This is a genomic window from Cryobacterium lactosi, from assembly GCF_004403945.1.
GTDB lineage: Bacteria > Actinomycetota > Actinomycetes > Actinomycetales > Microbacteriaceae > Cryobacterium > Cryobacterium lactosi.
The window spans coordinates 1-14,857 of the sequence record NZ_SOHM01000018.1; the positions used below are offsets into that span (position 1 = coordinate 1).

General features: G+C 70.9%; 12 protein-coding genes. 5 read left to right on the plus strand and 7 right to left on the minus strand.

The annotated features are described in order from the left end of the window. Positions 1-329: 329 nt before the first annotated feature. On the plus strand, positions 330-1,916 hold the full coding sequence (locus E3T61_RS09025) for a glycosyltransferase family 39 protein (RefSeq protein ID WP_134640533.1): 1,587 nt from the start codon (positions 330-332) through the stop codon (positions 1,914-1,916). On the opposite strand, the gene E3T61_RS09030 is transcribed toward E3T61_RS09025, so the two are convergent. Then, complete coding sequence (locus E3T61_RS09030) at positions 1,904-3,307, minus strand: glycosyltransferase family 87 protein (RefSeq protein WP_134640534.1); 1,404 nt, start codon at positions 3,305-3,307, stop codon at positions 1,904-1,906. The two genes, E3T61_RS09025 and E3T61_RS09030, sit on opposite strands and share 13 nt — an antisense overlap. A gap of 109 nt (positions 3,308-3,416) precedes the next feature. On the opposite strand from E3T61_RS09030, the gene E3T61_RS09035 reads away from it, so the two are divergent. Next, positions 3,417-4,697: a molybdopterin-dependent oxidoreductase gene (locus tag E3T61_RS09035; RefSeq protein ID WP_134640535.1), complete on the plus strand. Its 1,281-nt coding sequence runs from the start codon at positions 3,417-3,419 to the stop codon at positions 4,695-4,697. Further along, entirely contained in the window at positions 4,694-5,182 is a 489-nt protein-coding gene (locus tag E3T61_RS09040) for a hypothetical protein (RefSeq protein ID WP_134640536.1), read from the plus strand. Before E3T61_RS09035 ends, E3T61_RS09040 begins: the two co-directional genes overlap by 4 nt. Here E3T61_RS09040 and E3T61_RS09045 read toward each other — a convergent pair. The 3 genes from E3T61_RS09045 to E3T61_RS09055 are packed head-to-tail and all read right to left on the minus strand — an operon-like array spanning position 5,131 to position 7,126. Then, positions 5,131-5,823: a class I SAM-dependent methyltransferase gene (locus tag E3T61_RS09045; protein WP_134640537.1), complete on the minus strand. Its 693-nt coding sequence runs from the start codon at positions 5,821-5,823 to the stop codon at positions 5,131-5,133. The genes E3T61_RS09040 and E3T61_RS09045 overlap by 52 nt on opposite strands. Beyond that, complete coding sequence (locus tag E3T61_RS09050; protein ID WP_134640538.1) at positions 5,820-6,461, minus strand: TIGR04282 family arsenosugar biosynthesis glycosyltransferase; 642 nt, start codon at positions 6,459-6,461, stop codon at positions 5,820-5,822. The genes E3T61_RS09045 and E3T61_RS09050 overlap by 4 nt, the downstream gene beginning before the upstream one ends. After that, on the minus strand, positions 6,458-7,126 hold the full coding sequence (locus tag E3T61_RS09055; RefSeq protein WP_198418664.1) for a glycosyltransferase family 2 protein: 669 nt from the start codon (positions 7,124-7,126) through the stop codon (positions 6,458-6,460). Before E3T61_RS09055 ends, E3T61_RS09050 begins: the two co-directional genes overlap by 4 nt. 109 nt (positions 7,127-7,235) lie before the next feature. Between E3T61_RS09055 and E3T61_RS09060 the strand changes: the two genes are divergently transcribed. Beyond that, complete coding sequence (locus E3T61_RS09060) at positions 7,236-7,997, plus strand: response regulator transcription factor (RefSeq protein ID WP_134640539.1); 762 nt, start codon at positions 7,236-7,238, stop codon at positions 7,995-7,997. After that, positions 7,994-9,145 carry a sensor histidine kinase gene (locus E3T61_RS09065; protein ID WP_134640540.1) on the plus strand — a complete coding sequence of 384 codons (1,152 nt, stop codon included), beginning with the start codon at positions 7,994-7,996 and terminating at the stop codon, positions 9,143-9,145. Before E3T61_RS09060 ends, E3T61_RS09065 begins: the two co-directional genes overlap by 4 nt. Before the next feature lie 18 nt (positions 9,146-9,163). Here the strand turns inward: E3T61_RS09065 and E3T61_RS09070 are convergent, their stop codons facing one another. Genes E3T61_RS09070 through E3T61_RS09080 form a run of 3 tightly spaced genes read right to left on the minus strand, consistent with a single transcriptional unit; the run spans position 9,164 to position 14,821 of the window. Further along, positions 9,164-10,264 (minus strand): NAD-dependent epimerase/dehydratase family protein, encoded by a 1,101-nt coding sequence (locus E3T61_RS09070; protein WP_241992478.1) that lies wholly within the window; start codon positions 10,262-10,264, stop codon positions 9,164-9,166. A 23-nt stretch (positions 10,265-10,287) separates the two neighbouring features. Further along, positions 10,288-11,745, minus strand: a complete 1,458-nt coding sequence (locus E3T61_RS09075; protein WP_134640541.1) for a DUF5719 family protein — start codon at positions 11,743-11,745, stop codon at positions 10,288-10,290. After that, positions 11,735-14,821 (minus strand): glycosyltransferase family 2 protein, encoded by a 3,087-nt coding sequence (locus E3T61_RS09080; RefSeq protein WP_134640542.1) that lies wholly within the window; start codon positions 14,819-14,821, stop codon positions 11,735-11,737. Before E3T61_RS09080 ends, E3T61_RS09075 begins: the two co-directional genes overlap by 11 nt. Positions 14,822-14,857 lie beyond the last annotated feature (36 nt).

The window sequence follows — 14,857 nt, forward strand, 5'->3', positions numbered from 1 at the left end:
ACCAGCTCCTCGTGGGCATCGCCACCATCACCGTCAACACCAAGTAACACCCCGCACCACCCGCAGCACACGAAAAACGGCCGAGCTACCCGCTCGGCCGTTTTTCGTGCCCCCACGCACCCCCGCGAAAGCGGCCAAAGGGTCACCTCAACCGTGGGAAGCAACCACACCACCGCTTTCGCGAGATACCCATAGCGCGAGGGACCACTCGGGGCTTCACGACGACGACCCCTCCGGGTAGATTCCCGGGAAGGTCGCCTACCCTCGACAAGGGGGTCGCGGCGACCCCCGGCCGACACGAATGGGTACGAATGGGAGAACGCTCGACCATGACCACCCCCACCTCGACACTGCGACGCGCTGCCGTGCCGGCCGCCGTCCGCATCCCGGTGCGCGCCTCGGGGCGCGACGCGCTGCTGGTCGCACTGTTCGGCACGCTGCTGACGCTCGCCTGGTCCTGGCAGCCGTCGATCTGGTTCGACGAGGCGGCAACGGTGTCCGCCACGATGCGCAGCTGGCCGGAACTCGGCCTGATGCTCCAGAGCATCGATGCCGTGCACGGCCTGTACTACGCCGGAATGCACCTCTGGCTCGACCTTGTGGGCTACTCACCCTTTGCACTCCGGCTGCCGAGCGCCGTCAGCCTCGGGCTCGCGGCTGCGCTGACCGTCATCCTGGTTCGGTCCCGGGCCGGCCGTCGCACCGCCGTTCTCGCGGGTGTCGCTTTCTGTCTGCTGCCCCGGGTGACCTGGATGGGCACCGAGGGCCGGTCTTACGCCCTGACCGCCGCCCTCGCGGTGGCGCTGACCCTGATCTTCCTGGCGGCCTGGCGTCGCGGCCCGGCGCCCCGGCGCATCCGCCTGCTCTGGTGGACCCTCTACGGCGTCGTCGCCATCGTCGCCGTCGTCACCTTCATCTACCTCGCCTTCCTGGTCGGCGCGCACGGCCTGACCGCACTGTGGACGGTGTGGGCCGGCCGGCGTCGTGACCGGGCGGCACTGTCGTCGTTTCTCGGCTGGGCCGTGGCTTCCGTCGCGGCCGCGGCACTAGTGGTGCCCTTCGCCCTCGGCGTGGTGGGCCAGTCCGGCCAGGTGAGTTGGATCGCCCCGATCAGCTGGGGCAGCTGGAACGGCGTGTTCGTCACCCAGTGGTTCTATCTGAACCGGCCGTTCGCGGTCGTGGGATGGGCTCTGGTGGTTGCCGGAGCCGCGGTTCTGGTGCGCGCCGCCCTGCGCCGCCGCGCGACCGACCCGCCGGTGCCCAGGATGCTGGCGCGGAACCCGTCGCTGTTGGCCATCGCGGTGCCCTGGCTGATTGTTCCCACGCTCGGTGTCATTGTCGCGTCGGCGATCGCCACACCGCTGTACTCCCCCCGCTATCTCACCTTCAGCGCACCGGCCGTTGCCATCCTGATCGGGGTGGCCCTGGACGCGCTGCGGCGCCGGTGGTTGATCGTGGCCGCCCTGGTGGCGCTCGTCGGCCTGGCCGCACCCCAGTTCGTCGCCCAACGACAGCCGGAGGCCAAGCAGAATTCGTCGTGGAGCGAGGTGGCCGAGCTCATCTCGGGCGAACGGGCCGCCCACCCCGACGAGACCGCCGCCATCATCTACGGGCCCGTGCGCCAGCATCCGTCTGCGACCACCCGGGTGATCGCCTATTCGTATCCGGATGCCTTCGATGGGCTGATCGACGTGAAGCTCAAGACCCCCGCCGCCCAGTCCGGTGGGCTCTGGGAGACCCGCTACCCGCTGGACGCGGTGACCGACCGGTTCGACGGGGTCGACGCGGTCTGGTTGGTGACCAGCGACAAGCAGGACTGGAGACCGAGCGTGACCGAGAAGCTCGCCGCGCTCGGCTACACAGTTGACGAGGAATGGGGCCTGACCGGGGTGAACGTTCTGCGCTACGTGCGCTGAGGGTTGCTGCGCGGGGTGACGAGACGCATGAGCGATCCCCGCCAGCGCCCCAACGCTCCGGGCCCGGCCCGGCGCACCGACACGACCACGATCAGCACCAGGGCGATGGCCAGCGAGACCCTGGTGACAGTGAGCGAGGGCACCAGCAGACGCACAGTCAGGGCCAACGGGATCGCCAACCACTCCCAGCGGCCGCTGAGCGCGATGAACGGCAACAGCAGCAGCGCGTACCAGGGGTAGCGCGGGCTGAGCACCAGGAGGGTGCCGCCGATCATCAGCAGCTGGCCGAGCCACGGTCGCTCCGGGTCGGTCTTCCAGATGGTGATGACGGCCAGGCCTGCGAGCAGGATCGCCGCCACGACGATCGCGGAACTGCCCGGTGCGATCAGGGAGACCAGCGCGAACCTGGACCCGTCCTCGTAGCCTTCCTCGGTGAGATAGCCGGGCAGATAACCGAGCACGCCGATGCCTGTGGCCAGCACGTACGGCAGGTAGAGCAGCAGGAAGGTCGCGAGGGCCGCGACGATGACCTTCCACCCCTGCCGTTTGAGCATCGCGGGCGCGGCGATGGCGGGGATGAGTTTGACGCCGATGGCCACCCCGAGCAGGATGCCGCCGCGGACGTACTTGGTGCTGCTGACCCAGAACGCGGCGGCGAGGACGAAGGCCACCCCGAGCAGGTCCACGTGCGAGTTGGTGATGCCCTCGGTCGCCACCAGCGGGCACCAGGCCCAGAGCGCCGCGTGGCGTTGGTCGATGCCGCGGCGGCGCATTCCCACCAGCAGCATCCCGGTGATGCCCACGCAGAGCAGCAGACCGGTCAGTTGCAGCGGCCAGTAGCCGGCGTCGGTGCCGACGACGGCCCGGACGGCGGCGAAGTAGATCTCGGCCGCCGGCGGATAGATGGTGGGCACCGTGGTGCGATTGAGCGCCGAACAGAGCGGCAGCCCGGTGTCCCGTGGCACGGTTTCGATGCGCTCGCCCACACACTCGGCCCCGCTCTCGCCGACCACCGGGCCGGGGAACAGCCAGTCCGGCCTGAGCCCGTCGAGGCGTTCATCCGACGGCACGTAGGCGTACGGCGAGATCCCGGCGTTCTGTACAATGCCGTCCCACGCGTAACGGGCGGAGTCGGTGCTCGTGTTGGGCGGGCCTGCCATCGCGGCCCCGCCGATCACGACGGATCCCGCGAGCACGAGCACCACGACGGCGCGCCCCTTGACCCCGCGCAGCGCCACCACGGCGGCGGCGAACAGCAGCCAGAGTGCCACGGTGCCCAGCAGCAGCGGGACCGTGTCCCGGTGCGGCCTGAACAGGTCGAAGGCCACCACGAGAGCCGCGGTGAGGGCGGCGCTGGCGGCCAGGAGGATCGAGACGATGGCAATACGCACACTGCCATCCTCCCCGAGCGCGGAGGACGCCCCGACCGGAGGGTGCCGGCGTCATCGAACCGTAATGATTCCGCGGGCTCCAGCCGTGGCCGAAGTGGTGGAATGGACTATGCGCCGATTGATGTACGAGGCCAGGGCCCAGCTCGCCTCCCCGGTGCGAAACCCGCGGATGGCCACCGTGATCGGCCGCCTGCTCGGGCTGGCTTTCCTGGTCTGTTTCGGCACCGGCCTGTACAGCCATTTCCTGCAGCAACCGCTGCCATGGATGACGTTCCCCACCCGGCCGGCCGGCCTCTACCAGGTGACCCAGGGCACCCATATTGTCGCCGGGATCGCCTGCTTCCCGCTGCTGCTGGCCAAGCTCTACGTGGTCTTCCCCCAGCTGTTCCAGTACCCGCCGGTCACTTCGTTCGCGAACTTTCTCGAGCGCGCGTCGATCGCACTCTTCGTGGGCGCCTCGCTCGTGGAGATCACCATCGGCCTGCTCAACACCTATCAGTGGTACCCGTTCCCCTTCCCGTTCAAGCAGGTGCACTTCGCCCTCGCCTTCGTGATCATCGGCTCCCTGGCCGTGCATATCGGTGTGAAGCTGCCCCTGATCTCGGCGAACTGGCGCGCCGCGCCGGTGCCGGCCCCCGAGGAACGGCACCCCGTCGATACCGGCAACGTCGAGACGCCCACCGACGCCCACGCCGAGAATGAGCCGTCCGCAGCGGAGGGCCTGCCCCGCACCCGCGGCCTGACCGGGCGGGTGCTCTCCTACATCGACCGGACCCCCGAGCTTCCGGCCCGCACCAGCCGCCGCGGCTTCCTGACCACCGTGGCGCTGTCGGTCGCGGCCGTAGTCGGGCTCACGGCAGGGCAGACCTTCGCACCGCTGGACGGGGTCAACCTGTTCGGACCGCGCAAGAAGGGCGTCGGTCAGCAGGGCGTACCCGTGAACCGCACCTCCGCCCAGGCCAAGGTGTCCACCACCGCCCTGGCGGCCGACTGGGTGCTCACCCTGGCGGTCGGTGGCACCGAACGATCGTTCAGCCGTGCCGAGCTGGTCGCGCTCCCGCAGACCGACGTGGAGCTGCCCATCGCCTGCGTGGAGGGGTGGAGCCAAATGGCCTCCTGGCGGGGGGTGCGCCTGCGCGACCTCGTCGACCTGGCCGGAGGCTCCCCCGACGCCGACCTCAGGCTGATCAGCCTCGAGCAGCGCGGCGGCTTCAAGCAGACCGAGATGGGCAGCGAGTATGTGCGGGACTCGCTGACACTGGTGGCCCTCGAGCTGAACGGCGAGACCCTCGACCTCGAGCACGGCTACCCGGCGCGCATGATCGCGCCCGGCCGGCCCGGCGTTCTGCAGACCAAATGGCTCAGCCGGATCGAGGCGATCAAAGCGTGACGACCACAACATCCCCGGCCCCGCCGTCGAGGCGGATGCGCGCGGCGCGCGTCCTCCTCATCGCCGTCGGCGTCCTCGGCCTCGCCTTCGGAGCCTACGTCCTGGTCGACACCGTGGCCCTGAAGCGGTTGCCGGGCCTGGCCCTCTGGATCGGCGGGGCCATTGTGCTGCACGACGCCGTGATCTCCCCGTTGGTGTTCGGGCTGGGCGTGCTGACCCGCCGGGCCGGGCACCGGGTGGCCGGCAGCATCATCGTGACCGTGCAGGCCGCCATCGTTCTCGGTTCGTTGATGACGCTCATCGTGCTGCCGGCCATCGTGGCGCAGGATCTGGGGCCCAAGAATCCCAGCATCCTGCCGCTGGATTACGCGCTGAACCTGGGCCTGTTCTGGCTGGCGCTCGCGGTGGCCAGCGTGCTGGTCTCGCTCTGGTTCTACGTGCGGACCAGGCGGGCGAACCAACGTCCGTCGCGAATCCAGTCCTGATCCACACGGAGCCCGGCCTCTTCGGCGCGCGCGCGGAGCGGCACGATGCCGATTTCGGCCCACGGGAACACTCCGCTGCGCCGACCCTGGCCGTCTTCGAGGGTGCCCTCGAAGGCGTGGTCGCGATCGGGGTCCTGACTGACTTCGACCACGAGCGCGCCGTCCTCGGCGAGCAGCTCGGCGCAGCGGGCCAGGAGGGCCCCGGCGTCGCCGCCGATGCCGATGTTGCCGTCCAGGAGCAAGGCCGTGCCCCAGCCGCCCTCGAGCGGCATCGAGGCGAAGACCGACTGGTTGAGAACGGTGAGACCGGCCGCCGTGGCGATGCGCACGGCTGTCGGCGACACGTCGACGCCGAGGGCCGACAGGCCCAGGTCCATGGCGGCCCTGACCATCCGGCCCGGTCCGCAGCCGATGTCGAGCACCGGCCCGGCGGCGCCGGTCAGCACGTCGAAGTCGGTCGCGTCAGCGCCGGCGCTCCAGCGGCCGGCATCCATCGGGGACGCCGACGGGGACTGCGCTGTGCTGCCCCGCAGGTACAGCACCGCGGACTCGTTCTGGAGTGCGGCCGCGTACGGTTCGGTGCCGCCGGCGCCGAAAGTGGGACTTTGGTTGCGGCCGGAGCGGCCCGAGAGCAGGGTCATCGTTCCGCCCCGTTCCGCCGGCTGACACCGAATCCGGCCAGCACGGCGGCGAAACGGCCGTGCGGCGCGACGGCGGCCACGTGGTGGGCGTCCTCGATGTGATCAACGTCGGTGAGGGTGGGCAGCAGCCGCACCCGAAGCCCTGCGTCACGGAGCCTGGCGAGTTGGTGGTCGCCGGTGAAGCTCTCCGACATCGGCACCCCCCTGATCAGGTCGCCGTCAGGGTTCCGCAACGCCAGCGCCCAGAATCCACCGTCGGCGGCGGGGCCGAACCAGGCATCGACGTCGTCGGGCCAGTCCGCGAACAGCGGGGCGAGATCGGCGGCCGCCACCTGGGGGGTGTCCATCCCGATCAACACAGCGGGTTCGCTGCAGCCGTCGAAGATCGCGCCGAGGCGCTCATCGAGACCGCCGGTCACCTGGGGCACCACGTCGTAGCCGGCAGCGGCATCGGGGGCGACGTCACCGTCGAAGGCGAGCACCCGCCGGGTGGCGGGTAGAACCGCGACGGCCTCGAGGGTGTCATCGAGGCTGGCTGCGGCCAGCTCGGCGGCCTGGTCGAGGCTGAGCGGCGGGTGCAGCCGGGTCTTCACCTTGCCGGGCAGGCATTCCTTGGCGATGACGATCAGGGTGGTCATCGGCCGGCGTCCTTCAGGAGGCGCGACATGTCGGTGATGGCCGTGAGGGTTCCGCGCACCGTGCCGGTGACCTTACTGCGGCCCACCCTGGGGGCGTACGGGGTGTCGACTTCGCGGATGCGCCAGCCCTGTGCGGCGGCCTTGAGGAAGACCTCGAGCGGATAGCCGCTGCGCCGGTCCTGGAGATCGAGGGACAGGAGGTCTTCTCGCCGTGCGGCCCGCATCGGGCCCAAGTCGTAAATGTTCACACCTGTTATTCGGCGCAGTCGCCAAGAAAGAGTGGAATTGGCTATCCGGGCGTGCACCGGCCACGACCCGGCGGTCGTCGGCCGGCGCCGGCCGAGCACCAGATCGGCGTCCCCGGCCGCGACGGGATCGACCACGAGGGGCAGGTCCTGCGGATCCATCGACGCGTCGGCGTCGCAGAACGCGACGATCGGAGCGGTCGCTCGCAGGAGTCCGGCATGGGCGGCGGCCCCGAATCCCCGGCGGGCCTCGAACACGACGGTGGCCCCTGCCGCTGCGGCAATCCGGGCCGAATCATCCGTCGAGCCGTTGTCGACCACGATGGCCCGGTAGCCCTCCGGCAGCCGGCCCAGCAACCAGGGCAAGGCCCCGGCTTCGTTCAGGCACGGCATGACGACGTCGACCAGGTATTCACTCACCCTTCGACACTAGGTCGGCCGGCCGGCCGACACTCCGAGCGAAACGTTACGGACCTGTGAAGGATCCGTCCAAGAGGTACCGGGCAGCCGGAGCGCCTATCCTTCAAGTGTGAACCCAACGCCTGCGACCGGGCATCCGGACACTCCGCGCCGCATCCTGGTCATCGATGACGACCCGACGGTCGCCGAGATCGTGTGCCGTTACCTGGTGGCGGCCGGTTTCCTCGCGGACCACGCGCACGACGGCCACAGCGGCCTCCGCCAGGCCGAGGAACAACGTCCCGACCTCGTGGTGCTGGACCGGATGCTGCCGGCGCTGGACGGCATCGAGGTGTGCCGTCGGATCAAGGCCGCCTGGGCGACACCCGTGATCATGCTGACCGCGCTCAACCAGGAAGAGGACCGGATCGACGGCCTGGAGGCCGGCGCCGACGACTACCTGGCCAAGCCGTTCTCGCCGCGTGAGCTCGTCCTGCGGGTGCAGTCGGTGCTGCGGCGGAGCGTGCCGGAGCCGGTCCGCGGCGGGTCTGTGCAGGCGGGCCCGTTCTCGCTGGACCTGGCGGCGCACGAGGTGCGGATGAACGGTGACGCCCTGGTGCTCACAGCCAGGGAGTTCGATCTGCTCGCCCACCTGATCGGGCGCCCCTACCGGGCGCTGAGCCGGGAGGAGCTGCTCAAGTCGGTCTGGGGCTGGGACTTCGGCGACCTGTCCACGGTGACAGTGCACGTGCGCCGGCTGCGGGAGAAGATCGAGGCAGACCCGACCCGGCCGCGCCTGCTGAAGACCGTGTGGGGGGTCGGTTACCGGTTCGACCCTGAGCCGCTGGTCGCCGCCCAGTCCGGTGACCGGGATGCCGGGGCCCGTCGATGAGCGTCAACGGGCTCATCAGCGTGCTGGTCATCGCTCTGGCCTGCGCCGTCATCGTCGGCACACTCGGCCTGCTGACTCTTCACCTGCTCGCCAGGTACTCGCTGGTGCTGCAACTGGTTGTGGTGGCCCTGGCCACCATCGTGTCGGTGGTGAGCGGGATGGCCGCGGCCGCCTCCCTGATGTACGTGTCCGACCACGACCTCACGGTGTTCTACTTCGTCGCCGCGGTGGCCGGCAGCGTCTCACTGCTGATGGCGGCGCTGCTCGGGCGCTGGATCGCGCGCGACAGCCGGCACCTCACGCTCGCGGCAGCGAGCCTCGGCCGGGGCGAACCGATCCCAGCGACGGAACGGCACAGCAACACCGAGTTCGCGACCCTCGCCGACCAGCTCGCGGCGACGGGGGCACGATTGCAGGAGTCCAGGGACCGCGAGAGCAAGATCGAGGCGTCCCGCCGGGAGCTCGTCGCCTGGATCTCCCACGACCTGCGCACGCCTCTGGCCGGCATCCGCGCGATGGCCGAGGCCTTGGAAGATGACATGGTGGAGGACCCGGCCCGGTACTACGGCCAGATCCGCAGCCAGGTGGACCGGCTGAACGGAATGGTCGACGACCTGTTCGAGCTGTCGCGGATCACGTCGGGCACCCTGAGGTTGACCATGGCGCGGGTTGCGCTGTACGACCTGATCAGCGACACCGTGGCGGACCTCGGTCCGGTCGCCAGGTCGAAATCGCTCGACTTGCGTTTTGAGGGTGCCATGGGCCTGACGATCCTGGCCGACCCGCGCGAGCTGGCCAGGGCGGTGGGCAACCTGGTGATGAACGCCGTGCAGCAGTCGGCTCCCGGCGGCGCCATCGTGGTGTCGGTCACCGAACACGCCGACGGCCGAGCCGTGATCTCGGTGCAGGACTCGGCCGGCGGCATCGAGCCGGCGGACCTGGGCCGGGTGTTCGAGCCGGGCTGGCGGGGCACCGAACCGCGCACCCCGGACGCCGAGTCCGCGAGCCAGGGCCGAGCGGGACTCGGCCTGGCCATCGTCGACGGCATCGTGGCGGCTCACCACGGAGAGGTCACCGTGCAGAACACGCCGGGCGGATGCCGGTTCGACGTGCTGCTGCCGGCGCACCCCGAGCCCATCGGGGTCTGATCCCCGGCCGGGGCCGGCTCAGACCACGGCCGCCCGTAGCGGTGCTGTGGCGAATTCGCGCATCCCGTCTTCGAAGCTCATCGAGGGGCTCCAGCCGAGTTCGGTGCGCAGCCGTTCTGACGACGCGGTGATGTGCCGCACATCCCCGAGTCGGTACTCGCCGGTCACGACGGGCGCCGGCCCGTTGGCGGCGGTGCTGAGGGCCTCGGCCATGTCGCCGATGGTGTGCACGGTGCCGCTGCCCACGTTGAACGGGCGGAAGGTGCCGGCCGGAGAGCCGGCGGTCCAGTCGATCGCGGCGAGGTTGGCCGAGGCGATGTCCCGCACGTGCACGAAGTCCCGCCGCTGCCGGCCGTCCTCGTAGACCGTGGGGGCCTCGCCGCGCTCGAGCGCAGACCGGAACAGGGACGCGACGCCGGCGTACGGGGTGTTCTGCGGCATCCCCGGGCCGTAGACGTTGTGGTACCGCAGCGCGGCCGCCCGGCCATTGGTGCTGCGGCTCCAGGCTGTCGCGAGATATTCCTGGCCCAGTTTGCTGCTCGCGTAGACGTTGCGGGGGTCCAGCGGGTCGTCTTCTGCGACCAGAACGGGTTCCAACGGCTCCCCCGTGACGGCATCGGTCGGGTCGAAGCGGCCGGCGTCGAGGTCGGCCGGATTCCGCGGGCCCGGACGCGCGAAACCGGTGGCGCTGCGGTAGCTGCCCTCGCCGTAGACGACCATCGAGGAGGCCAGGACCAACCGGTCGATCCCGGCAGCGGTCATGCCCGCCAGCAGCACCGCGGTGCCGACCTCGTTGCTGTGCACGTAGTCCGGCGCGTCGGAGAAGTCGACGCCGAGGCCCACCTTGGCGGCCTGGTGGCAGACCACGGCGATACCGCGCAGCGCATCCGCCACTGCCCCGGGGTCAGTGACGTCGCCGACCACGAACTCGACGCGGGGATCGACGACGGGGAGTCCGCCGTGCACGTCGCGACGGAGGGAATCGAGCACCCGGACCTGCCAGCCGCGGGCGAGGGCGGCATCGACGATGGCCCCGCCGATGAATCCGGCGCCGCCGGTGACAAGGAGGTGGTGGTCGCCGGCGGGCCCGCCGCCCGGCGCGTTGATGCTCTGGGTCACGGTGGGCTCCTTCTGTGGCGAGGTCAGTGCGAGTAGACCGGGATGGCCGCGGCCAGCGGCCCGATCGGGCTGAGGGTGAACGAGGAGGCTTGGCCGTCGCCCGAGTAGCTGACCGAGGCGGCGATGCCCTCTCCCCCGCTGAGCAGGTAGGTCTCGGAAGCGGCCACGGGCACCACGACGGACTGACCGGCGGCAACGCTGATATCGACCCCGGCCGACTGAGACACGGGAGTGAGGGTCAGTTCGCTGTCCGACCCGGAGGTGTTGGCCAGGTGCAGGGCCGGCGAGGAGCCGCCGGCGACGCTGACCAGGAAGTCGCCGTCCTGCGAGGCAGCCGCGGATGCCCAGGCGAAGTCGGCGCCGGCGCTGCCGGTCGCCGTGGTGACGGCCGCGGCGACCACGGGCTGGTCGGAGTTCAGCTTGACCGTGTAGTTGCCGGCGACGACGCCGGTCAACGGGATTTCGGTCGCGATGCCGGCCTGGATTTCGGTCTCCAGGGAGGTACCGCTTGACGTGCCGTCTTCGCTCTGCACGCCGACGCTGACGGTGGCGTCGGTGGTGCCGGGAACCAGGACGCGCACCGTCGGGGTGTCGTCGGACACCGCGCCGACATCGACCGAGGTTTCGGCGCCCACCTCGGAGACGACGACGCCGGGGATGGTCTGGGCGGTCGCCGGGGTGGTCGTCGGCCCGCTGAGCTCGACCCCGCCGGGCTGGATCCCCCTGATCAGGCTCTGCTGGAGGGTCGCGGCGACCTGTCCTCCGGTGGCCGTGACGTGCACGACCGGGGACCGGAGGTTGGGGGCGAGCCCCGCGAGGGACACGATGCGCTGGCTACCCGGCTGCACCAGGATGCCCGTGGAGCCCGGGGCATCCACCAAACCGGCTTCGCCATAGACGGCGAGGTCGACGGAGGCGACGACGGTGGTGGGATTGCTCAGCAGGACCAGGCTCGTGCGGCCGACATCCGTCGACCCGCTCACCAGCCAGGAGTCGCTGGACGCTTCTGTGCAGGCGGCCGCAGCCAAACCGCCGAGGGTTTCACTGGTCGCGGTCTGCGATTGGGAGCCGGCAACGAGTGGGGCCTCGGTGGCGCCGTCTTCGATGGGCACGGTCAGCACGCTCGGGGCGCCGTCCCGTTCGGCCTGCGCATTGTCGGTCGCGGCCAGCTCGGTGCGCTCCACCGGCACCTCGTCGGCGTTGGTCTCCGCTCCGCGAGCGGCGTACACCGCCGTGTACGAGCCGACGGAGGTCGCGGCATCAGCCTGCGTGGAGTCTTCGGCGAGGGTGAGGAGGGGTCCGGGGCAGACCCGCATCTGGTCACCGGCGACCGGGGTCACCAAGGTGGACGGAGCCTCCCGCACAAGAGTCGGCCATGGCACGATCGCTGCACCGCCGACGGCGACGACAACGATGCCGATGCCGATCAGGCCGGCGGCGTACCTGGCGCCGAGAACGGCCACCCTGCGCTTAGTTGCCATGGTCTGCATCCTTCGGGCTGGTGGTGTCCGCCGCGGCCGTCGGTTCGGCTGTGCTCGTCGGTTCGGCCGGGCTCGTCGGTTCGGCCGGGGCCGGCGTTGCCGACTCCTCGATGCCGGGGCCGACTCCCTTGGCTCTCCGGCCGACGGGACGTTTCACGCGCTTGGGCCGCGCGGGCTTGGACGGGCGGGCCACCCGGGTGGGCTTGGGCGGTTTGCTCAGCCTGGATGCGCGTCGGATCGCATCCCGGTGCGCCTGCCGGACGGCCTCGCGGCCGGCCCCGGTGGGAACCGAGAGAAGCACGGTCGCGCCGATCACGAACACGGCGATCAACCCGGTCACCAGGCCGAAAACGCCGCCGGCATCCGCGGGGATCTGCCCGTTGACGGCGGCATCCGTCGGCGCATCCGAGCGCCAGAGCCGGCCGAACGCGGTGTCACCGACGGGCGCGAGGGCCGCGTTGCCGTCGAGGGAGGTCGTGGTGCGCGTGAGAGTGTCGCTAGCCGCCTGGGTGATGGTGGCGGTGTCGCCCCAGCCGACGGGTTCTTCGGCGGGCGGCAGCAGCAGCACGAAGCGGATGCCGAACTTGGCCAGGTCCGCCGACGCGTCAAGGCCGCTCTGCGAAGCGAGGTTGCCGGCCAGGGTCGCCAGCTCTTCCTGCTCAGCGGTGACCGTGCCTGCCGTGCTGTTCAGGGTGGACTCGACATCCAAGCGCACCCCGGAGCCGCGGACGATTGTGGCGAGGATGCCGCCATCCGGCTGCGGCACGATCTGCAGGGTGCCGACTCTGGACTCGACGGCGGCCTCGGCGGTCACGAAGGCCGGCTGGCTGCGGCCGATGCCCTCTTCGACGACGGAAGTGCCGAGCGGGAGCGCCGCGGCCAGCGGCAGGGACACCACGGCCAGGGCGACGGCGGTGGCCACGAGTGGCGCGATGGCGATCCGGTGCAGACCCCGGCCGGCGAAGACGACGGCACCGACGAGGCCGAGCCAGTACAGGCTGAGGCCGGCGCCGGGCCAGATGCCCACGGCCTGGGCGCCGAGCGCCGCCACCGAGAGCGAACCGGCCAGGATCGCGGTGCCCAGTCCGAGCAGGGCCGCGACCAGGGCCAGCGCAGCACCGCGGGCGCCCGGCAGGAGCAGTGCCATCAGCGCGAGCACGGCCATCGGGACCAGCAGCAGTGGAACGAGGTAGCCGGCCACGGCGGCATCGCCGCCCCACAGTGGCAGCAGCTGGGTCCAGCCGCCGAAGTCGCCGGCAGGGAAGCCGAGGATGAACTGCCAGATCGGCACGGCTGCCGTGGGCACCGGAACCCCGGGGTCGGCCAGCAGCGCCAACCAGTTGCCGCGCAGGGCCTGGTTCCAGAGCAACGGGATCGCCAGCGCAAGCGCCGGCAGCGGGATCCCGACAAAACGCATCACGCTGCGGCCGCTGACGAGCACGCAGAGTAGCCAGCCGACCAGCAGCGCCGGGGCGAGGGACGGCGCGCAGGCGACGATCGCGGCGAACAGCAGGGCAGCCGATCCGGATGCCGACCAGGACCGTGCGGCGGCGAAGCCGGCGAAGAACAGCCACGGCAGCAGCAGGTGCACGATGATCGCGGCGGGACGGCCGGCCGCGATCGCGGTGAGGAAGGTGGGCGAGAGCGCCCAGAGCACTGCGGCGATGGCGCGGAGCGAGCCACGGTGGGTGAGCCGGGTGGTGGCCATCCAGGCGCCGATCGCGGCGAGCGGGAGGGCCAGCAGGTAGACCAGGACCAGGGCGAACGACGGCGACCAGAAGGTCAGCGTGCCGAGGATTGCGAGAACGACCGCGAACGGGTCGGCACCGCCGATGAAGCCCAACCCGATGTCACGCCAGCCGTAGCCCACGTTGGCCCAGAGGTCACCGACCGTCGCCGAGAGCGGGAGCAGGCCGCCGCCGGTGAGCGACTGCGCGCCGAGCAGGGGGGCCAGGATCGCGACGCCGACGACGGCGGCGGCGAGCAGGGTCCAGGCCCCGCCGCCGGCGAAGAAGCGCACCTCTGGCCGGTCACCGCGGGCACCGGTGAGGGCGGCTTCCCTGGTGAGGGCGTGCCGACGGCGTACCTCGGCGGCTGAGACGCGCAGGGAGGAGATCGAGGACCAGCCGAGCGTGCGGGTGGCCGCCAGCCGGCGCCGGGCCGTACTGACCCGGCCGCCACGGAAGGCGGCGGCGAACGCCGCAGAGAACTCGCCGAGGATCGCCCCCGGCTCCTTGCGCAGCAGGTCGCCGATGGCGCGGAGGAAGGCGAGGGGGATCAGGGAGATCCAGTGCACCGGCAGCGCCCAGGCCGGGGCGTAGACCAGCCGGCGATGCAGCTGGGCCGACCGTTCGGCACGCACCCGGCGCCGGCTGGCGCGTCCACGGGACGACCCGTCGGGTCCGGCCACGCCGTCGCCGGCCGAGCTGACCCGCGCGGCGGCGACCACCGAGACGCGGTAGCCCGCGAGCCGCACCCGCACGCAGAAATCGAGGGAATCGTCAACGATGGGCAATGCAGGGTCGAAGCCGCCGAGCTTGTCCCAGACGCTGTGGCGCACGAGCATTCCGCCGGCGCTGACGGCCAGGACGTCGCTCATGCCGTCGTGCTGTTCCTGGTCGAGTTCGCTCTCGACCAGCGTGACCGTGGCGCCGTACGGGGTCATCGACTGGCCGAAGTCGTGGATGTAGTCGTCGGCGACCCACTCCATGACCTTGGGTCCGGCCACCGCGACGGACGGAGCGATCTCGAGCTCCCCGACGAGGTTCTCGAGCGCGCCGATCGCCGGGGCGCTGTCCTGCGCCAGGAGCCAGAGCAGTTGGTGGTCGCCGTCCGGCGGGCTCATCACCTGGGTCGCGACGTTGATCGCGGCGCCGAACGACAGATTGGCGTCCGCTGAGATCAGGTGGGTGGGGCCGAATGCCGCCAACAGCTCCGAGGTGGTGTCGCTCGAGCCGCAGTCCACGGCGATGACGGTGTCAGGCTGCCGGGTCTGTCGACGAAGGGCCTCGAGAGTTCGCTCGAGGTGCGAGGCGCCGTTGCGGGCGACGATGATGGCGGTGACTCTGGCTTGCATATCAGAAGACAGCCTAGGTCGGTTATCGGTGAAGAT